Annotated in this window: 17 protein-coding genes, 2 tRNA genes and 1 pseudogene; 6 read left to right on the forward strand and 14 right to left on the reverse strand. The window is 62.6% G+C overall.

Annotation, left to right across the window (positions count from 1 at the left end):
• Positions 1-6: 6 nt before the first annotated feature.
• Positions 7-288: a hypothetical protein gene (locus BC363_RS08195; RefSeq protein ID WP_053250681.1), complete on the reverse strand. Its 282-nt coding sequence runs from the start codon at positions 286-288 to the stop codon at positions 7-9.
• A gap of 358 nt (positions 289-646) precedes the next feature.
• The gene (locus tag BC363_RS08200) at positions 647-1,036 is read right to left on the reverse strand and encodes a hypothetical protein (protein ID WP_065782382.1); all 390 of its coding nucleotides are present in this window, start codon (positions 1,034-1,036) and stop codon (positions 647-649) included.
• 260 nt (positions 1,037-1,296) lie between these two features.
• On the opposite strand from BC363_RS08200, the gene BC363_RS08205 reads away from it, so the two are divergent.
• Complete coding sequence (locus BC363_RS08205) at positions 1,297-2,205, forward strand: DUF1499 domain-containing protein (protein WP_065782381.1); 909 nt, start codon at positions 1,297-1,299, stop codon at positions 2,203-2,205.
• 21 nt (positions 2,206-2,226) lie between these two features.
• Here the strand turns inward: BC363_RS08205 and BC363_RS08210 are convergent, their stop codons facing one another.
• Genes BC363_RS08210 through BC363_RS08220 form a run of 3 tightly spaced genes read right to left on the reverse strand, consistent with a single transcriptional unit; the run spans position 2,227 to position 3,919 of the window.
• On the reverse strand, positions 2,227-2,679 hold the full coding sequence (locus BC363_RS08210; RefSeq protein ID WP_065782379.1) for a thiol-disulfide oxidoreductase DCC family protein: 453 nt from the start codon (positions 2,677-2,679) through the stop codon (positions 2,227-2,229).
• Positions 2,680-2,681: 2 nt separating this feature from the next.
• Positions 2,682-3,605 (reverse strand): MBL fold metallo-hydrolase, encoded by a 924-nt coding sequence (locus BC363_RS08215; protein ID WP_065782377.1) that lies wholly within the window; start codon positions 3,603-3,605, stop codon positions 2,682-2,684.
• 17 nt (positions 3,606-3,622) lie between these two features.
• Positions 3,623-3,919: a cupin domain-containing protein gene (locus BC363_RS08220; RefSeq protein WP_065782375.1), complete on the reverse strand. Its 297-nt coding sequence runs from the start codon at positions 3,917-3,919 to the stop codon at positions 3,623-3,625.
• 213 nt (positions 3,920-4,132) lie between these two features.
• Here BC363_RS08220 and BC363_RS08225 point away from each other — a divergent pair.
• Positions 4,133-4,207: transfer RNA gene (locus BC363_RS08225), tRNA-Gln, on the forward strand.
• 311 nt (positions 4,208-4,518) lie between these two features.
• Here the strand turns inward: BC363_RS08225 and BC363_RS08230 are convergent.
• Entirely contained in the window at positions 4,519-4,953 is a 435-nt protein-coding gene (locus BC363_RS08230) for a hypothetical protein (RefSeq protein ID WP_065782373.1), read from the reverse strand.
• A gap of 470 nt (positions 4,954-5,423) precedes the next feature.
• Between BC363_RS08230 and BC363_RS08235 the strand changes: the two genes are divergently transcribed.
• Positions 5,424-5,500 (forward strand) — tRNA-Pro (locus BC363_RS08235).
• Positions 5,501-5,710: 210 nt separating this feature from the next.
• A pseudogene (locus BC363_RS08240) lies at positions 5,711-6,016 on the forward strand (hypothetical protein); the annotation flags it as partial.
• Between the two features lie 277 nt (positions 6,017-6,293).
• Here the strand turns inward: BC363_RS08240 and BC363_RS08245 are convergent.
• The 6 genes from BC363_RS08245 to BC363_RS33345 all read right to left on the reverse strand — a co-directional run bounded on the left by BC363_RS08245 (position 6,294) and on the right by BC363_RS33345 (position 13,382).
• Positions 6,294-6,473 carry a hypothetical protein gene (locus tag BC363_RS08245; protein ID WP_065782435.1) on the reverse strand — a complete coding sequence of 60 codons (180 nt, stop codon included), beginning with the start codon at positions 6,471-6,473 and terminating at the stop codon, positions 6,294-6,296.
• 1,135 nt (positions 6,474-7,608) lie between these two features.
• Complete coding sequence (locus tag BC363_RS08250; protein ID WP_065782371.1) at positions 7,609-7,800, reverse strand: hypothetical protein; 192 nt, start codon at positions 7,798-7,800, stop codon at positions 7,609-7,611.
• 151 nt (positions 7,801-7,951) lie between these two features.
• Positions 7,952-9,457 carry a sulfate adenylyltransferase subunit CysN gene (gene cysN / locus BC363_RS08255; protein ID WP_065782369.1) on the reverse strand — a complete coding sequence of 502 codons (1,506 nt, stop codon included), beginning with the start codon at positions 9,455-9,457 and terminating at the stop codon, positions 7,952-7,954.
• A complete protein-coding gene (gene cysD / locus BC363_RS08260; protein WP_065782367.1) occupies positions 9,457-10,410 on the reverse strand; it encodes a sulfate adenylyltransferase subunit CysD in 954 nt (317 codons plus the stop codon). The genes cysN and cysD overlap by 1 nt, the downstream gene beginning before the upstream one ends.
• Before the next feature lie 46 nt (positions 10,411-10,456).
• Positions 10,457-11,212, reverse strand: coding sequence for a phosphoadenylyl-sulfate reductase (locus BC363_RS08265; RefSeq protein ID WP_065782365.1), 756 nt, complete (start codon positions 11,210-11,212; stop codon positions 10,457-10,459).
• Between the two features lie 259 nt (positions 11,213-11,471).
• Positions 11,472-13,382, reverse strand: a complete 1,911-nt coding sequence (locus BC363_RS33345) for a methyl-accepting chemotaxis protein (protein ID WP_083223448.1) — start codon at positions 13,380-13,382, stop codon at positions 11,472-11,474.
• A gap of 393 nt (positions 13,383-13,775) precedes the next feature.
• Here BC363_RS33345 and BC363_RS08275 point away from each other — a divergent pair, with 393 nt between their 5' ends.
• Both BC363_RS08275 and BC363_RS08280 read left to right on the forward strand, forming a co-directional pair.
• Positions 13,776-14,165: a DUF6152 family protein gene (locus BC363_RS08275; RefSeq protein WP_065782433.1), complete on the forward strand. Its 390-nt coding sequence runs from the start codon at positions 13,776-13,778 to the stop codon at positions 14,163-14,165.
• On the forward strand, positions 14,162-14,641 hold the full coding sequence (locus BC363_RS08280; RefSeq protein ID WP_065782363.1) for a DUF2214 domain-containing protein: 480 nt from the start codon (positions 14,162-14,164) through the stop codon (positions 14,639-14,641). The genes BC363_RS08275 and BC363_RS08280 overlap by 4 nt, the downstream gene beginning before the upstream one ends.
• Before the next feature lie 132 nt (positions 14,642-14,773).
• Here BC363_RS08280 and betA read toward each other — a convergent pair whose 3' ends face one another.
• On the reverse strand, positions 14,774-16,423 hold the full coding sequence (gene betA, locus BC363_RS08285; RefSeq protein WP_065782361.1) for a choline dehydrogenase: 1,650 nt from the start codon (positions 16,421-16,423) through the stop codon (positions 14,774-14,776).
• A 215-nt stretch (positions 16,424-16,638) separates the two neighbouring features.
• Positions 16,639-18,102, reverse strand: coding sequence for a betaine-aldehyde dehydrogenase (betB, locus tag BC363_RS08290; RefSeq protein ID WP_065782360.1), 1,464 nt, complete (start codon positions 18,100-18,102; stop codon positions 16,639-16,641).
• Position 18,103 lies beyond the last annotated feature (1 nt).

Here is an 18,103-nt window from a genome sequence, read left to right on the forward strand (position 1 = left end):
CATGCTTTAGTTTGCCTGCACGATAACCGGGCGCGCAATCACGACCGGGCGGTTCCAGCCCCACATCATCGTATCGTTGTCGTAGCGGAAGCTGCGCGCCTCGGCGCGGCGGTCGAGTTCGATGCGTTGCAGGCAAGTGGCGAACGCATCGGTGCCTCGCCGGAAGCCGTAGGAGGCGCAGGTGTTGCCGTCGGCGGCGCGCCGCTCTTCCGGCGTCATCGTCTGGCAGGCCGCAAGCAGCAGCCCGACGGCGGCAAGGGTCAGCAGTTTGGTTTTCATCGTATTCATGCCTCCTGAGCGGATGCAGATCGGCTCGGCGAAAGATCGTCTTTGCTTGTGCTCGAAACTCGTCCTTGTCAGGAGGTCGGGCACACCGCGTCGCTCAGGTCTTTGCCGCCGCCTGCAGGACAGAGCTCTGCCGCATGAAGGGCTGTCGTGTCCACCCTGATTTTTTCGGGTATCGCCGGGAAGACCGGCGTGGCGGATCGTGCAATCGCCGGTCGAGGTCTGGGCGCAGCCACAAGCCGAATTCCGGGCCTCGGGCAGGGGCGCACCACACGGATTTTGCATTCACGATTCAATCGCATGGAGGCATGATGGGCCTGCCGGCAGCCAGCAGTCAATCCGTTTCCGCACGCCCCGATAATCACATGCGCTCGAGCACGCCTACAAAGGATTCGGCAAAGCTTTTCAGGTCCTGGGTACTCTCGCCCGGGTGCTCGAGCCGGATCGTCGAGCCTTCTTCCTCAAGGCAAACGAACAGGATTGGCGCGGCGTCGCCTTCGGTCTCGCCGAGGCGAAGGACGGCGATGCTCAGGCAGTCCTCGATCAAGCCGGAAGCCGGCAAGGCAAAGAGAAATTCGCCGCCAACATTGTCGGCCATCGTTCGGATGAAGGCGGTGAAATCGTCCTTGCTTCCGGAGAAGCTGTCGAGGGAGAGCTCCAGCTCAAGCAGTGCCATCGGTATGCCGGCGTCAGCCGGTGGGGGCGGTGCGGCGTGGGTGGCGGTTGCCACGGCTGCTTGCGATGCGACCATGATGTCTCTCCGTCTTGCCGTGCTGGATCCGTTCCCAGGCGTCGGCCATTGCCTCCGGTTGATGATCCACCGCGGTCTTTGCCGCCGTGCGGGCATATTCCTGATGTCTGATAGGTGGTTAACGAGAATGGCGATTTTGCGGCAAGGCTTGCCTTGCGTTCAACCCATGTCTCCAGCCGCACTCTATTGCCTGTTTTCACGGCCCCAGCCATGGTCTAAGAATGCAGGTCTGTTTCGATGCAGGGGATTGATTCCGTTACATGATAGTCCGGTACGAGCGCCCCTATTCCTATGCCGCCCATTGGGCGCGCCGCTTTGCCCGCATCGCCTTTGCGATCTTCGCACTGTCCCTGCTTGCGCACCGGTTCGGCCCGTTGACGACGCCGCATTTCCTCGGATTGGTCGGACTTTCCGGTGCCTTTGCGCTGCTCGGCGTCCTGCTTGCCGTGGTCGGGCTCGCTCGACTTTGGCAGGTTGCTGCGATCGGCGGTATCGCCTCCGCCTCGGCCCTTGTCTATGCCGCGCCGCCGCTCGGTTTCATCGGTTTCGGCGTCGCGCAGTATCTGACCCGACCGGTGATCTACGATGTCAGCACCGACACGGTGACGCCGCCGCCGTGGCTGAAGGTTCCGCAGACGGAAGAGAGCTGGCTGAAGCGCAATCCGGCGATGACGCCCGAGGATCGCGAAGCGCAGATCGTTGCCTATCCCGGTCTGACCGGGCGGCGTTACGACGGCGCGCTCGACCGCGTGTTCCAGGGGGTGCGCAATGTCGTCGAGAAGACGCGCGTCGGCATCACGCAGGAACTCGGCGTTGAAAATACGCGCGCCGATCTCGAGGATCTGGCGGTCCGGCCGAATGCCGGGGCGGATGCCGCCACAGAGCCGGAGAACATACCCGTGCCGGAATCCCGGCCGGAAATGGCGCTCGAGGGCGCAATCCCTGGGCGGCGTTCCAGCGACGTCGTGCTTCAGGGAGAGTGGCGCACGCTGATTGCCGGTTTTCGTTTCGATGTGCTGATCCGTCTGCGCGAAGAAGCGGAAACGACTTTCGTCGACCTGCGTGTCGCGTCTCGCTACGGTCGGCACGATCTCGGTATCGGCGCCGCCTTCGCCGATCAGTTTCTGCGGGCGCTCGATGCGGAGCTGCTCGGCATCGCGGGCGATTGATCGAGCAAGGCGCCGTGCGTCTCAGGCGATGAAGCGCCCGCGTTCTTCCGCCGTCGGCACCATGCAGGTCTGGCGGCGTCCGGCGATGCGATAGCGGTTTTTCGCGACGAGATCGTAGAGCGGGTCGCGAAGGGCCGCAGGCAGGATGCGACAGATATTCACCAGCGACCATGGCAGGCCTAACCCTGCAAGCGTGCGGATCGATCCGTCCGACTTGAAACGCGCAATGCCGTTCTCGATCAGGATGTTGCTTTCATAGTTGTCCGTATCGAGGCCGTAATGCCTGTAGAGCGCCCGGCCGAGCGGCGACTGCGCCGTCAGGTAGCGATAGCGCCCCTGCCGGTCATGCTGCAGCATGAAACGCACCCAGCCCGAGCAGAAGATGCATTCGCCGTCAAAGACGATCACCGGGCGATCGTCGGGAAAGTGCGGCACCGTCGGGTCGTCGCGGTAGCTGTGGGCTCGCTGCCGCATGTTCAGCCGGCTCCTCCCGGCGCCAGGCGATAGTCGCCGAAAAGGGAAGGCGGCCCATCGGTCTCAACGCGCCCCTGTTCGAGCAGGTCCTCAAGATGCGCGAGCACGGAGAGGGCCGCCGCGCCATGCAGCCGGATGTCGGTCGAGGCATAGATCACCTTGACCATGTCGGGGATCTTGCTGTCGCCGGCCCGGACGCGTTCGAGCACGGCGCGCTCCCGCATGCGGCGATGAGCGCGCAGCCCCCGGAGAAACGATGCCGGCTCGATGACAGGCCCGCCATGACCGGGCAGATACAGCCGGTCGTCGCGCGTTAGCAGCTTCTCCAGCGAGGCCATGTAGTCCGCCATGGCGCCATCCGGCGGAGCGACGATCGTCGTCGCCCAGGCCATGACGTGATCGGCGGAAAACACGGTGCCGGTGCCATCGAGCGCAAACGCCATATGGTTGGCGGTGTGGCCGGGGGTGGCAAGCCCCGTCAGCGCCCAGCCGTCACCTTCGATCCGCCCGCCATCGGCAAGAACGATGTCGGGCGAAAATTCCATATCGGAACTCTCGGCGAAGGGGTTGATCTCGCCTTCATGCAAAGGTCTGGCGGCGCGGTGTGGCCCTTCGCCGACGATCGGTGCCCCAGTCGCGGCCTTCAGCCGCCGCGCCAGTGGCGAGTGATCGCGGTGGGTGTGGCTGACGGCGATGTGGGTTACCTCCCGGCCTTTGAGCGCCGCCATCAACGCCTGAAAATGCGCTTCATCGTCCGGGCCTGGATCGATCACCGCCACCGAGCGATTGCCGACGATGTAGCTGTTGGTGCCGTGAAAGGTGAAAGGGCCGGGATTGTTGACCGTGATGCGCTGAACGCCGTCGGCAACCGTCACGGCCTCGCCATACGCCGGCTTGAAATCGAGGTCGAAGTCGGGGCTTTGCATGCGTCTTTTCCTGGCCTTCACTTGTATTCGATCTCGATGAACGACATCGGCCGGCTGCCGGCATTGACGACATTGTGCGCCATGCCGGCCTCGCGCCGGTAGGCCGCCCCCTTGGCGATGTCCACCCGCCGGCTGCCGCCTTCTTCCTCCAGCAGGAACTGGCAATCGGTCATCGGCACGACCACATAGCCGAGGCCATGGACATGATGGCCGGTATCGGCGCCGGGCTCGAAGTCCCATCGGGTAATGCGCACCACCGCATCGTCAACGAGAATGCTGGGCACGGCGGGCGGACGGGCACGAAACTGGCTCATGGGGGTCTCCATTCGCGCCGGAGAATAGGAGGTGACAGTCGCGAAGGGAAGGGCGGCGTGGTGCCAGGCACCGGCGTTTGGCCGGGGGCAAAGCGAATGCGGGTGAACAAACCCGGCAAAACCGCTCAAACCGCAAACTTAATCATTGTGACGCGGCACGAGCTTTGCTAATCAGGCGCTCGATTTGGCGAGAATATTTCCCGCCAACTCCGTTGGGGCGTAGCCAAGCGGTAAGGCAGCGGTTTTTGGTACCGCCATCCCCTGGTTCGAATCCAGGCGCCCCAGCCACATTTTTCCTTTCGGCAACTTTCTGTCTCCTGTCTCGTCTCGGAATACCCCGTCGGGACCTGCCCTTAACGATGGATGTCGGCGCTATCCGCGCATGACCTGAACCCCTGGTGTTTGTGAAGTTCTCGGGGCAGGTAGCCGCCAGTTGGCGTCAGTATCGATCAATCGGGCCACGAACTTTTTGGGCCGTCTCCATCCGCGCGCGGGCTGCTGTGGCGGACGCCGCTCGCTTCGCGTCTGGCCGGCGCGCAAACGAAGACCCCGCCAATTGATATTGGCGGGGTCTGGAGTGTCTCGCGATGCGCCGGTTGTCAGCTTGCCTGTGCTGCCGGCTTCTCCGCCTTGGCGCTGCCGAGGAATTCTTCGCACCAGCTCGGGCCGTTGGCGCGCTTGTGGTCGCCGACCAAGCGGATCGAGCGGATGACGTAGTCGGAAGAGACGGTCAGCTGCACCGAGCAGCTCAGATATTCCGTGCGGGCCGGGGAGATACGCTTGCCGCGCTTGCCGTCCTTGCCGGTTTCGTATTGGGCCGCAACCTTGCGGGTTTTGTAGCCGCCCTTCCAGTTGTAGACGGTGGAGCTGCCGCTTTCGACGTCGGAAAGCGGGGGACCATACTGGGCGAAGAAGCCGCCGGCCGGCTGGCCGAGCCAACGCGATTCAACCGCGTTTCTGGAAATCGCCGTCGTCGTGGTGCAGCCTGCGAGCGCAAGCGCGAGGCCTGCCACCGTCATCATGCGGAAGTTCATGTTTTCGTCCCTTTGGCTCTCGTTCTGAAATAGGCGTGGCGCGCCGGCCCCAATCCCCTGGGTTTGCGCGCTTTCCGTTGAGCCTCTAGCGCCAAAAGCCGGCAAAGAAAATCCGCCGTCTGCATTCTGTTTCAGGAAAATGCGAAGCGTTGCAGAAAGTCCCTATTTGGCCCGGCAAGCTCACCGCAACGTGATCCGTTGGGGCGGATTTCGATCTGATCAGCCGCCGCTACGGGCATGGGAAACCGTTCCACATATCGATGCGAATCGTTCTGTCGAGGGACGGCCGTTGGCAACGGCGTCGACGAGGCTGGTTGCTTGTGCTGCCGACAACTGTGCAGGCGAGGGAGCCGGCCCCGATTCCTGCCTTGGTTTTCCACTGCTCCAGTTTTTTTGGCGAGGCCGAGAAGTTTTTCGCAATAGGCGCTTGTGCAATCCAAAAGCCTGTTCTATAGAGGCGCCGCTGGTCACGGAGTGTAGCGCAGTCTGGTAGCGCACCACGTTCGGGACGTGGGGGTCGGAGGTTCGAATCCTCTCACTCCGACCAGCTAAATCAATCCCTTAATTCATATTCTGTTCGGCCCGTATCTTGATGCGGACCGATTGCGGACGTTTTCAGCGCACGCAGGCCGTGCTTTGTAAAAAGCCCGTCTCTCACGCCGATAGGCTTGCTCCAGATTCGGGGCAGGCCGCCGATCGCTCTCTGGTTCAACGTCTTCTTCAAGTCCCATGGTGGTCGTCCAATTCCCTCCGGCGCGCCATCAGCTACAAGACCTGGTAGGAATTCGCCATGCTGAAACCTGAAACCGCGTTGCAGCGACTTGCCCAGGGCGTTGCCGCCGAAGGGTTCTCGGGCATCAAGGTCAACAAGTCGCTCGGCACAGTTGACGCATTTCAGGAAACGACGGGTTCGGGCCGGATCCAGACTTTGCGCGTCGTCGCCCGCAAGCGTGGCTCCGGCACGCGCGTCGATGCCATCTTTGATATCCAGGCCGGGCAGATGACCTCCAAGGACATCGTGCGCGACGGTCTCTGCAACATCATCCGCTCGGCGACGGAATAGTCGTCAGGCAGCATCTCTGGCTGCCCGATTGCGAAATGATCCTCAAATCCATTCGAGATGGTGGAGGCAGAATTGCATGGTGGACGGCTCGCTGCCGTCGTGCAACCTGACGGGGCGGCAAGCGAAGGGCTCCGGTCAGCGCGGCTACTGCATAATTCCTTAAATCGGAATCGATTCAAGGATAAATTATGCAGCAAGTTTAAAGCGTTGCAGCGTCCTTAGCGCGTCATGTTTGACGCGCGGCGCTGTATGTGGCCGCATCGACCGGCCGGCATTCTCAGCCCTGTTTTTCCAGAGCCTTCAGGAAGGATTGGCCGATTGCCTGCGCCTGCAGCATCGAGGAAAAGTTTCCCTGTGCCGGGTGTGTGACGCCGCGATACTTGACGACAAAGCACCATTTGCCGTTCAGTCGTTTCTCGACGGTCACGGTCGTTTCCGGTTTTTTGTCCGTGGTCATCTTCGTCTCCCTGAGATGCTGCGCGTCGTCGCGTGAGAACTGCCTGATATCCGCATGATGCGGCTGATGTCCATATGCATCTGGTTTGTCATCGCTTGACCGGCACAAGGTCGGGACATCCGGCCGCTTCTTGGGCATGTCGATGCGACAGGCCAGGGCGCCGAGCCGGCGTCAGTACGCGCTGATCGAGAATTGTACAGTAGATGACAGGAGAGGGCTCGTAAGGGCCCTTTCTTGTTGCCTACTGCATAATTCCTTAAATCGGAATCGATTTAAGGAATTATGCAGCAATTCAAAGTGTTACAGCGACCTTGGCGCGTCTTAAAGACGCGCGGCGCTGTAGCCGGAGCCTGGGCGGATCCATGGTCAGGCGGACTGTCCCAGACGTTCGGAAACGATGAAACAGCCCTATCGATCATCATGATCGACGCGCCAACTTACAAATACGTCCGCGAATTTGAAGGCACGTATTTCGCGACCGCCGATCAAGGTGAAGCAATTTCGGGAGGCGTCCCATTTCGGGACAATCCCGCTTTCGTCATCGCGAGGACTGCGATCTCCCGATCGTTATCGCGGCGGCGGAAGCCTTGGGTGAGGGGCAGTCTCCATCCCTGCATCCGAAGCGCTAGCCGTGCCGGCGTCTGATCCCTGCGGATGCAGATCGACAAATTCAAGCCGCGCGTTCGGGGTATCGAGGCTGTAGCCGGTGACGCGACGGCGGCGTAGGGGAAGCGCATGTGCGCCCAACGCGTTACGCTCCGTTATTGTTCAATTTGAAACGGCCTGTTCACTGGGTGATGTCTTATCGGGGTGAACAATAAAGGCGATATTGCATTCAACAATCGTTCTCCCCGTGAGGCTCAGATGTTGAAGGAACCGATATTCACATTTCGCGAGATCGCCATATGGTCTGCTATCCTTGGCAGCGTGGTCGGCTACCAGCTTTGGCAGCACGCAGATCCCGCTCCGCTGACGATGGTGCTTCCGAGCATCGAGCAGCGGTCGTGAATTACTGCATTATTCCTTAAATCGAAATCGATTTAAGCGGAAAATTATGCAGCAAGATCAAAGTTCTACAGTGCTGCGCGTCATATCTGGCGCGCAGCACTGTAAAGGCATTTCGGCGCAGGTGATGTTACTCCTCCGGCATTCCATTACGCCGCGCGGCCTGCAGCAACTCGATCTCGCCGGCTGTGGGGCCAAACTGGCTCTGAAGCCGTTCTGTCTCCTCCGCGTCGAGCCGATACTTTCGTGCGAAGGCCTCGATCGTCACGGCGCGCCCAAGAAAGCCTCGGCGCGGCACCTCTTCCCGTTCATGGTCCAGCATCGTGGCTGCTCCTCCTTCCCGGTCCTTGCGAAATAGCGCGGCAGGCTGTTTCGGAAAGATGCGTCGGAGCAATTTGGCGAGGTGTCGAACAGAGATGGAGAAACGGAAAAGGGCCCGAAGGGGCCCTTTTCTGATCCTGGTTGACCGGCGGTCAGCCGTCGATCGTGTCGATGATCTCGCTCGCCTTGCCGGCGCTGACGCGACGCACTTCGGCGTCCTCGCGACGACCCGCGAACAGCTCGGTTGCCATCAGCTGATCGGCAAGATCGGCCGGCAGCGACAGGATCACACGGGCGTCTTCCGTATGGATGCCGCCGAGCGCCGAGCGCTTGGCCGTGATCATGCCGCCGGCCACCGTGTTGTTGGTGTCGGGGTCGATCAGGATGAAGGCGCCCGTCGTCCGGTTCTGCTCGTAGGGATCGAAAATCGCCTGTTCGTCGAAGGCAAGGTGAACCTTGCCGATCGCGTTCATCGACAACTGCTCGGCGTGTTCCCATTTGCCCGTCTTCAGGTCCAGCTGGCTTGCCGGCTGCACCTGGACACGCTGGCGGCGGCTGCCGCTCTTCAGCCAGTAGCGCTTGCCCGGCTGGATGCCGTCCGGCTGCAGCGCAACGATCTGCGCGTCGAAGGCAAGGCCCGTCAGCGGCTGGCTGTCGATGGCGACGATCATGTCGCCGCGCGAAACGTCGACCTGGCGGTCGAGCACCAGCGTGATGGCATCGCCGGCAACCGCCGCGTTGCGCACGAGGTCGAAGGTAACGATCTTGGTGACGTTGGCGACCATGCCCGAGGGCAGGATCACGACGCTGTCGCCCGGCTTGACCGAGCCGCCGGCAACCGTTCCCTGGTAGCCGCGGAAGCTTTCGCCCGGGCGCGAGACGCGCTGCACCGGCAGGCGGAAGCCGACGGTCTGGGCGGAGCGTGTCGTCGCCAGTTCAAGCACCTCGACCAGTGTCGGGCCATCGTACCAGGGCATCGAAGCGCGGCCGTCATAAACGACGTTCTCGCCCTTCAGCGCCGAAAGCGGAATTGCCGTCACCTGGCGCACGCCGAGCGACAGCGCCAGTTCGCGAAACTCGTGACTGATCTGCTCGAACCGGGCGCGGTCGTAGTCCGTCAGATCGATCTTGTTGACCGCCAGAACGAACTGCTTGATGCCCATCAGGGTCGCGATCGTGGCGTGCCGCCGGGTCTGTTCGAGCAGGCCGACGCGGGCGTCGACCAGCAACACCGCGAGGTCGGCCGTCGAGGCGCCGGTTGCCATGTTGCGCGTGTACTGCTCGTGGCCGGGCGTGTCGGCGACGATGAAGGAGCGCTTGTCGGTGGAGAAATAGCGATAGGCAACGTCGATGGTGATGCCCTGCTCGCGTTCGGCCTGGAGGCCGTCGAGCAGAAGTGCAAAATCCGGCAGACCCAGATCGTTCTGCTTGCCGCTGGAATCACGCCTCAGCGTTGCCGCCTGATCTTCCTTGACCGCCTTGGTGTCCCAAAGCAGCCGGCCGATCAGCGTCGATTTCCCGTCGTCGACCGAACCGCAGGTGATGAGGCGAAGGGGGCGGCTGTCGCGCGTTGCGCGTGCCGTTTCGGGGGCCGGAAACGCCAGAAGCTGGCCGGCTGCGTCATCCTGAACGGCATTCGCGGTTGCTGGTGCGGTCATCAGAAATATCCTTCGCGTTTCTTCTTTTCCATCGAGCCGGATTGGTCGCGGTCGATGGCGCGGCCCTGGCGTTCGGATACGGTCGCGGTTTCAAGTTCGGAGATGATGTCGTCGAGCGACGTGGCGCCGGAGCGGATGGCGCCGGTCAGCGGGAAGCATCCGAGCGTGCGGAAGCGGATCACTTCGTCGCGCTTGGTTTCACCCGGCAGCAGTTCGAGACGCTGATCTTCGGCAAGGATCATCATGCCGTCGCGCTCGACGACCGGGCGCTTCTTGGCGAAATAAAGCGGCACGATCGGAATGTCTTCGGCCTGGATGTAACGCCAGATGTCGACTTCGGTCCAGTTCGACAGCGGGAAGGCGCGCACGCTCTCGCCCTTGCGCACCATGCCGTTATAGACGTTCCAAAGCTCCGGGCGCTGGTTGCGCGGATCCCAGCGATGGTCGGGGGTGCGGAAGGAGTAGATGCGCTCCTTGGCGCGCGAGGCCTCTTCGTCGCGGCGCGCGCCGCCGAAGGCAGCGTCGTACTGGCCGGCGTCGAGCGCCTGGCGCAGCGCCTCGGTCTTCATGATGTCGGTATAGAGCGCCGAACCGTGGCTGAACGGCGTGACGCTCTCGGCGGCACCGCGCGGGTTGACGTGCTCGATCAGGTCGAGGTCGTAGCGCTTCACGATCTCGTCGCGAAACGCGATCATCTCGGCAAATTTCCAGCCGGTGTTGACGTGCAGCAGCGGAAAGGGGACGCGGCCGGGATAGAAGGCCTTGCGCGCCAGATGCAGCAGCACCGAGGAATCCTTGCCGATCGAATAAAGCATCACCGGCCTCTCGAACTCGGCGGCCACTTCGCGGAAGATGTGGATCGCTTCGTTTTCGAGCGCCTTCAGATGCGGGTCAAGCGGCGGCTTGGCGCTCTGCGGATTGTGCAGTTCCGTTTCCGGATGGGTATGAGGCATTTCAGTCTCCGGGAGGATCTTTGTCTTGGGAGGAGCGCGCCAGCCCTCAGGCGGCGCTGCTCGAAGTCGGGATGGTGGAGCTGGCAGTCTCCGCGACGTGAAGCCCGCATTCGCGCTTCTCGTCGTTTTCCCACCACCAGCGGCCGGCCCGTTCGGGCTCGCCCGGCTTGATGGCGCGGGTACAGGGCTCGCAGCCGATCGAGGGGTAACCGCGCGCATGCAGCGGGTTTACCGGGACCGCGTTGGCGGCGACGTAGGTGCGAATGGTTTCGATGTCCCAGTCGGCCAGCGGATTGATCTTGATCAGGCCGCGCTCAGTATCCGCTTCGGCAAAGGGGGTCGCCGCCCGGTTGCCGGACTGGCCGCGGCGAAGTCCCGTCACCCAGTAGCTTGCGCCCTCGAGTGCGTGCGCAAGCGGCTTCAGCTTGCGCACGTCACAACAGGCATGCCTGGCCTCGACGCTGTCGTAAAAACCGTTGAGGCCATACTGCGCCGCATAGGCGTCGACGTCGGCCTTTTCCGGATGGTAACGCTTGATCAGGATGCCGTAGGTCTCTTCCGTCTCGTCGATCAGCGCCACGGTCTCATTGAAGAGGCGACCGGTTTGAAGCGTGGCAACATCGATCGCCAGCTTGTTCTTGCCGATGACGGCCGTGATCACCTGATCTTCGATGCCGAGCGACGTCGTAAAGACGGTGCGACCTTCAAGGCCGGCAACGAGCGCCAGACGCCCTGCGAGATCCAGGCGTTCAAGCGCTTCGTTCAGAGCTTTTGCGGTGGCGTCGAGGGGTGACGTGGTCATGGCTGCGTCCTGTTCCAACTTCACCGGAATATCGCAGCCGCGTGTGACAAGGAACAGAAATAGCGGTTTCTAATGCTGCGCGTTTGGAGCAAATCTGCCTCTCAGATCGAAAAGCGGTGAAAAACACAAGATAAGCTAGTAAAATACTAGACTTTATACTTCAATTCGCGGTCGCTGATGTCCAGCCTTTGAGCCGCATCCGCTGTCATTTGCAGCTCTACCCCGGGGACGCGCTTGCTCGGCGCCCCCGGGGTAGCACTCAGAATTCGGTCCAGTTGGCGGCCTGCTGCACCTTGCCGCCGAAGGTGCCCGCCAGTTTACGGCCGAGAGCATGGACAGGGGAGTGCGCGGCCTCCCGCATTGTCGTGGTGGCTGTGACAGACGTGGGTGCCTGGCGCTCGCTGCCGGTCTTGAAGCGCATCAGCAGATCGTTGAGCGCACCGGCCTCGCGGGCGAGGCTGTGGCTTGCCGCCGTCGACTGCTCCACCATCGCCGCATTCTGCTGGGTGCCCTGGTCGATCGAATTGACGGCCGTGTTGATCTGCTGGATGCCGGCCGCCTGTTCGCGGGCGCTTTCGACGATGGCCGTCACATGCGCGCTGATTTCCTGCACCTCGGCAATGATGCCCTCAAGCGCCGCTCCGGTCTCGCGAACCAGGCTGACGCCGGACTTGACCTGGGCGCCGGAGGTGGCAATGAGGACCTTGATCTCCTTGGCGGCCTGCGCCGAGCGTTGGGCGAGTTCGCGCACCTCCTGCGCAACAACGGCAAACCCTTTGCCGGCCTCACCGGCGCGGGCCGCTTCGACGCCGGCATTGAGCGCCAGCAGGTTGGTCTGGAAGGCAATGTCGTCGATGACGCCGATGATGCCGGAGATCTCACGGGAGGAGGCCTCGATCCCGCTCATGGCGGTGACGGCATTGCCGACGATTTCGCCGGATTTTTCCGCCGCGCCGCGGGTTCTGGCCACCAGGCTTCCGGCCTCCTGCGCGCGCCGGCTGGCATCCGCCACGGTCGTTGCGATCTGGTCGAGTGCTGCGGCCGTCTCTTCGACGGAGGCCGCCTGCTGTTCGGTCCGTTTCGACAGGTCGCCTGCCGCCGAGCGGATCTCGCCGGCGCCGGCATTGATGCTGCGGGCGTTGTCGCCGACGGAGCGCAGGGCATCCTCGAGATTGGCGACCGAACTGTTGAAGTTGGTGCGAAGCGCGTCCAGCCGATCGGCAAGTGCTGCGCCGATGCGATAGGTAAGGTCGCCTTTGGCAAGGCGACCTAGGCCGAAGGCCAGCGCTTCGACGGCCGCCTGGACTTCTGCTGTTTCCCGGGCCTTTTGTGCCTCGCGCTGTTCGCGTTCGCGCTCCGAAAGCAAGCGGTTTGCCTCCGCTTCCTGCTCCAGTCTTTGCCGTTCAAGCCCGTTGTCGCGGAAGACGGCGACGGCGCCGGCCATCTGGCCGATCTCGTCCCGGCGCCCTTCACCTGATATCGCCGCCTTGAGATTGCCGGCGGCCAGCTGGCGCATGGCCTCGCGCAGGTTTGTCAACGGCCGGAAAAGGCCCGAGATGACGAACCACACCGTTGCCGCGAGTATTGCCAGTGCGAATCCGGCGATGACGGTTTGCCAGAGGGTCAGATTGTCCTTTTCGGCCTTGGCAGCCTTGAGTTCGTTGTTCGCTTCGGAAAGCTGCAGCTTGATCAACTCGCTGATCGGTACGGCGAGGGGATCGACCGCGGCGTAGAGCCGGGTATCGACGAAGCGCTCGAGTTCCGCCTTGTCCTGGCGATCCAGGATCTGCATGAGATCGCGGATCGAAGCGTCGCTGGCCGCGCGAGCGCTGTCGAAGCTCTCCGCGAGCTCCTTTTCCTCAGGCGTCAATCTGGTCGCCTCGTAGGCGCGCCATTGCATGTCTATAGTGGAAAGCGCAGCAGTGATCGCCTCCTTGCCCGCCCCCCAACCGAGGGCGGCGCTTCGCACCTTGTGGGTCGAATCGACGATTTCGACGGCATACATGTCCGACACCGTCTTCAACTGGTCGACCGGTACCAACCGATCGGCAACGATGGATTCCGTGCGTTTGGAAATCGAAGTCATCGCATTGAATGCCGTGACGATCATGACCAGCATGGCCACGGCGAGCAGCGACAAACACACGAGCAGGCGCGATTTGATTGTCATGGGAACGCTCTTCGGTTGCCCGCAAGGCAAATTCGTCCGCGTCCGATGACTGCGGACGCGCCGCGAGGACATCAGTTGGCGTGCTTGCCTTGGCAAGGGAGATGACGATGGTCCGATGGAGCACGCAAAAACATGCAGCAAATTGCCGTCATGGCACATTCGCCAAGCGTTCGCTCCGTCTCATATAGACATAACAACCGGAGATTAAAAATGGCTAAATTTTAAGCTGCTGAACAAGAATAATGCAACCTTCAGTTCGAGAGCTGCGGAAAGTGACGACGCGTCAATTGTCTGATGACCGGGGTTGCTCAAGAATTGTTGAATGGCAGACGCTTTCCCATCCGGCGCTTCGAGTTCAATCTGCGGGCTCCAAGGCAAATGAAGGAGTGGAAGATGTTCGCGTCCTTTCCTCGCCGCGCTTTTGCCGGAAGCATGGTTGCAATGCTTCTGGTCACTGGCGCCTATGCCCATCACGGGTGGTCCTGGGCCGAGGCGGACCAGATCGAACTTGCCGGCACGATCCGCGAGATTTCGATGGCGCCGCCACATCCAACGCTTCAGGTCGAAACCGAAAAGGACGGGCTCTGGCGCGTCGAGCTGGGCAATCCCAGACAGACGGAGCGGTCCGGCTTTGTCGAAGGTGTCGCCAAGGTCGGCGATCGGATCGTGGCTCTGGGCAATCGCTCGCTCGATCCAAACGAGAAGCGCATGAAGGCGGTTCGCGTCACGGTGGCCGGCAAGACATTCGACATCTATCCGGACCGTATCCGGACCGGTGGATGAGCGCGGCGGAGCTGCTGGAGTGGCTCGCCGCCTGGCCCGTAGCTTCGGCCATGCGGCGATCTGCGACCTTCTACCTCGTCGTCAACGCGACCCATATTCTGGCGATTGGCCTTCTGGTTGGCGCGATCGTGCCTCTGGATCTGCGGCTGCTCGGTTTTTTCGGCAACATGTCACTTGAAGTGCTCGGACCGTTTCTTTCACGCGCTGCCGCGGTCGGTCTGGCCCTGGCGATCGTGACCGGCTTCTGCCTCTTCAGCGTGCGGCCGTCGGCCTATGTCACGAATGCTGCCTTCCTCGCAAAGATTGGTCTGCTTGGGATCGGCGCCGCCAACGCCGCCAGTGTGCATATGGGCGGCGCCTGGCGGGCCGTCGCGCGCGGCGGCCCGGTGGCAAACTCTGTCCGGCTGTCAGCCGGCGTCTCCCTCATCGTGTGGCCGAGCGCGGTTCTGGCCGGGCGCTGGATCGGCTTCCTCTGAAACTGCCGCTGGCCGTCGTCTGCACCTCGATGTTCTGCGATCACGCGTCCTTGCTCTGCCGGTCCCACCATGTACCAACGGCAGTCCGGCGTCTTCCGATCGTCGTCAAGCTGGCGGGGCTATCAGGCGACTCTATCTGTCGCTGACCTGCCAGCGCGGGTTGATCCACGGTTCCTGGTTCGATCGGGCGAGGGGTTGCTTGCCGAGAATGTGGTCGGCCGCCTTTTCGCCGGTCATGATCGAGGGGCTGTTCAAGTTGCCGTAGGTCACGTGCGGGAAGATCGAGCTATCGGCGACGCGAAGGCCGTCGACGCCGATGACACGGGTTTCCGGATCGACGACCGCCATCGGATCGTCCTTCGCGCCCATCTTGCAGGTGCCGCAGGGATGGTAGGCGCTTTCGAGATGCTCGCGCAGGAATTCGTCGATCTGGTCGTCGCTCTGGACATTTTCACCCGGCTGGATTTCCGGGCCGCGATAGTGATCGAAGGCCTTCTGGCCGAAGATCTCGCGGGTGAGGCGCACGCAGTGACGGAACTTCTCCCAGTCCTCCGGGTGGCTCATATAGTTGAAGCGGATGGCCGGATCGACCATCGGGTCGGAGGAGCGCAGCGTGACGTTGCCGCGCGACTTCGAGAGATTGTAGCCGACATGCACCTGGAAACCGTGCGTGTTGGCGGCCGCCTTGCCGTCATAGCTGATCGCCACCGGCAGGAAATGGTACTGGATATCCGGTTGCTTGACGCCGGGTGCGGAGCGCAGGAAGGCGCAGGCCTCGAACTGGTTGGAGATGCCGAGGCCCTTCTTGAAGATCAGCCACTGTGCACCGGCGACCCCCTGCCAGAACCAGGGCAGCCAGGAATAGAGCGAGACCGGCTTGGTCGAGATCTGCTGGAAGTAGAATTCCATATGGTCCTGGAGGTTCTGCCCGACGCCCGGTCGGTCGACCTTGACCTCTATACCCATGTCCTTCAAGTGCTGGGCCGGGCCGATGCCGGAGAGCATCAGGAGCTTGGGCGAGTTGAACGATGAAGCCGAGACGATCACCTCGCGGTTCGCCTTGACGATCTCGATCTTGCCGCCGCGCTCGATCTCGACGCCGGTCGCCCGGCCGTTCTCGATGATGATGCGGCGGGCGAAACAGCGCGTAAGCGAGACATTCCGGCGTTTGAGCGCCGGCTTCAGATAGGCGTTGGCCGCCGACCAGCGCCGGCCCTGCCAGACGGTCTGCTCCATCAGCCCGAAGCCTTCCTGCTTCGAACCGTTGTAGTCGTCGGTAAGTTCGAAGCCCGCCTGCTTGCCCGCTTCGATGAAGGCGTGGAACAGCGGGTTGTGAACCGGGCCGCGCTTGACGTGCAGCGGCCCGTCAGTGCCGCGCCAGCCGGTTTCGCCGCCATGCGAATGTTCCATGCGCTTGAAATAGGGAAGGACGTCCGCATAGGCCCAGCCGCGCGCGCCGAGTTCCTCCCAGCGGTTGAAGTCTTCCGCATGGCCGCGCACATAGACGAGGCCGTTGATCGACGACGAGCCGCCGATCACCTTGCCGCGCGGCGCGGTGATGCGCCGGTTGTTGAGGTTCGCCTCTGGTTCGGACAGATAGCCCCAGTTGTAACGCTTCATGCTCATCGGCCAGGCGAGCGCCGCCGGCATCTGGATGAAGGGGCCGATATCCGAACCACCGAATTCCAGCACCAGCACCGTGTGCTCGCCGTCTTCGGAGAGGCGGTAGGCGAGCGCCGAACCGGCGGAGCCGGAACCGATGATGATGTAATCTGCCTGCATAAGCGTGGTCTTTCTTCTAGCTGAATGCCCTCGGCATGCCTCTCATCCGGCTGCCGCTACCTTCGCCCCGCAGGCGGGGAGAAGGGACTTTGCAGTCACGCCCCGTTCCCTCTCTGACGTCCCGATGCGCTACCCCTCGTGCGGCCCGGCGATCGGGTCGCGTCCCCTCTCCCCGCAAGCGGGGAGAGGGTTAGGGTGAGGGGCAAGCCTCAATCTCAATACGGCGCCTGCACCGGCCCCATGCCGACATAGACGGTCTTCAATTCGCTATAATGGTTGAGCGCAGCCACGGAATTCTCGCGTCCGAAGCCGGATTGCTTCGAGCCGCCAAAGGGAATTTCGACAGGAGCGAGGTTATAGGTATTGATCCAGAGCGTGCCGGCTTCGAGTTGGTCGACGACGCGGTGGGCGCGGGTGATGTCCGCGGTGAAGACGCCGGCCGACAGGCCGAACTCGGTGGCATTGGCGCGCGCGACGACGTCCGCCTCGTCTTCGAAGTCGAGTACGCACATGACGGGGCCGAAGATTTCTTCGCGCGCGATGGTCATGTCGTCGGTGACGTCGGCAAAGACCGTCGGCTGGATATAGGTGCCGTCGGCGCTGACCGCATTCGGAATGCCGCCGCCGGTGACGAGACGCGCACCCTCTGACTTGCCCTTTTCGATATAGGAGAAGACCTTGTCGCGTTGCGCTCCTGACACCATCGGACCGAGCTGGGTTGCCTCGTCCATCGGATCGCCGATGACGATCGCTTCGGTGCGCGCCTTAAGGCGATCAAGGAATTGATCCTTGATGCCCTTCTGCACGAAAACGCGGGTGCCATTCGAGCAGACCTGGCCGGTGGAATAGAAGTTGCCGAGCATGGCGCCGCCGATGGCGCTTTCGAGGTCGGCGTCGTCGAAGACGATCAGCGGCGACTTGCCGCCAAGCTCCATCGTCACGTGGCGAAGGCCGGCAGCGGCGGCCTCGTAGACCTTGCGGCCGGTCGGCACCGAGCCGGTAAGCGAGACCTTGGCGACGTCAGGGTGATTGACGAGCAGCGGACCGGTCGTCCGATCGCCCTGGATGACGTTGTAGAGACCCTTGGGAAGACCGGCCTCGATCAGGATCTCGGCGATCTTCAGGGCGCCGAGCGGGGTGTTTTCCGATGGCTTGAAGACCATGGCATTGCCGGCAGCAAGCGCCGGTGCGCCCTTCCAGCAGGCGATCTGCTGCGGATAGTTCCAGGCGCCGATACCGACGCAGACGCCGAGGGCCACCCGCTTGGTATAGGCGAAGTCGCCGCCGAGCGGGATGTAGTCGCCGTTGAGCGCGGTGGCGATGACGCCGCCGAAGAACTCGAACGAGTCGGCGCCTGAGGTTGGGTCGGCGACGATGGTCTCCTGGATCGGCTTGCCGGTGTCGAGCGTCTCAAGCTCGGAAAGCTCGCGGTTGCGCTCGCGCATGATCTCGGCGGCACGCTTCAAGATGCGACCACGGGCGGTCGGGCTCATGGCGGCCCACTCCGGCTGTGCGCGCTTGGCAGCGGCGATCGCCCTTTCGACGATGGCGGGCGTTGCCGCGTGCAGCCGGGCGATCACCTCGCCGGTTGCCGGATAGATGCTCTCGATGACGGTGCCGGCGATGTCCTCGACATACTCGCCGTCGATGAAGTGCGAGGCTTGCGGTTGGGCTCTCATG

This window comes from Ensifer sp. LC384, from assembly GCF_001695865.1.
Classification (GTDB): domain Bacteria; phylum Pseudomonadota; class Alphaproteobacteria; order Rhizobiales; family Rhizobiaceae; genus Ensifer.

Excerpts from the sequence above, each read along its gene's own strand:
- cysN (WP_065782369.1), bottom strand. The coding sequence starts at position 9,457 with ATGACCGCACCAGCAACCGCGAATGCCGTTCAGGATGACGCAGCCGGC.
- BC363_RS08265 (WP_065782365.1), bottom strand. The coding sequence starts at position 11,212 with ATGACCACGTCACCCCTCGACGCCACCGCAAAAGCTCTGAACGAAGCG.
- BC363_RS08275 (WP_065782433.1), top strand. The coding sequence starts at position 13,776 with ATGTTCGCGTCCTTTCCTCGCCGCGCTTTTGCCGGAAGCATGGTTGCA.
- BC363_RS08230 (WP_065782373.1), bottom strand. The coding sequence starts at position 4,953 with ATGAACTTCCGCATGATGACGGTGGCAGGCCTCGCGCTTGCGCTCGCA.
- BC363_RS08195 (WP_053250681.1), bottom strand. The coding sequence starts at position 288 with ATGAATACGATGAAAACCAAACTGCTGACCCTTGCCGCCGTCGGGCTG.
- BC363_RS08210 (WP_065782379.1), bottom strand. The coding sequence starts at position 2,679 with ATGCGGCAGCGAGCCCACAGCTACCGCGACGACCCGACGGTGCCGCAC.
- BC363_RS08220 (WP_065782375.1), bottom strand. The coding sequence starts at position 3,919 with ATGAGCCAGTTTCGTGCCCGTCCGCCCGCCGTGCCCAGCATTCTCGTT.
- BC363_RS33345 (WP_083223448.1), bottom strand. The coding sequence starts at position 13,382 with ATGACAATCAAATCGCGCCTGCTCGTGTGTTTGTCGCTGCTCGCCGTG.
- BC363_RS08205 (WP_065782381.1), top strand. The coding sequence starts at position 1,297 with ATGATAGTCCGGTACGAGCGCCCCTATTCCTATGCCGCCCATTGGGCG.
- BC363_RS08245 (WP_065782435.1), bottom strand. The coding sequence starts at position 6,473 with ATGACCACGGACAAAAAACCGGAAACGACCGTGACCGTCGAGAAACGA.
- BC363_RS08250 (WP_065782371.1), bottom strand. The coding sequence starts at position 7,800 with ATGCTGGACCATGAACGGGAAGAGGTGCCGCGCCGAGGCTTTCTTGGG.
- betA (WP_065782361.1), bottom strand. The coding sequence starts at position 16,423 with ATGCAGGCAGATTACATCATCATCGGTTCCGGCTCCGCCGGTTCGGCG.
- BC363_RS08280 (WP_065782363.1), top strand. The coding sequence starts at position 14,162 with ATGAGCGCGGCGGAGCTGCTGGAGTGGCTCGCCGCCTGGCCCGTAGCT.
- BC363_RS08215 (WP_065782377.1), bottom strand. The coding sequence starts at position 3,605 with ATGCAAAGCCCCGACTTCGACCTCGATTTCAAGCCGGCGTATGGCGAG.
- cysD (WP_065782367.1), bottom strand. The coding sequence starts at position 10,410 with ATGCCTCATACCCATCCGGAAACGGAACTGCACAATCCGCAGAGCGCC.
- BC363_RS08200 (WP_065782382.1), bottom strand. The coding sequence starts at position 1,036 with ATGGTCGCATCGCAAGCAGCCGTGGCAACCGCCACCCACGCCGCACCG.
- betB (WP_065782360.1), bottom strand. The coding sequence starts at position 18,102 with ATGAGAGCCCAACCGCAAGCCTCGCACTTCATCGACGGCGAGTATGTC.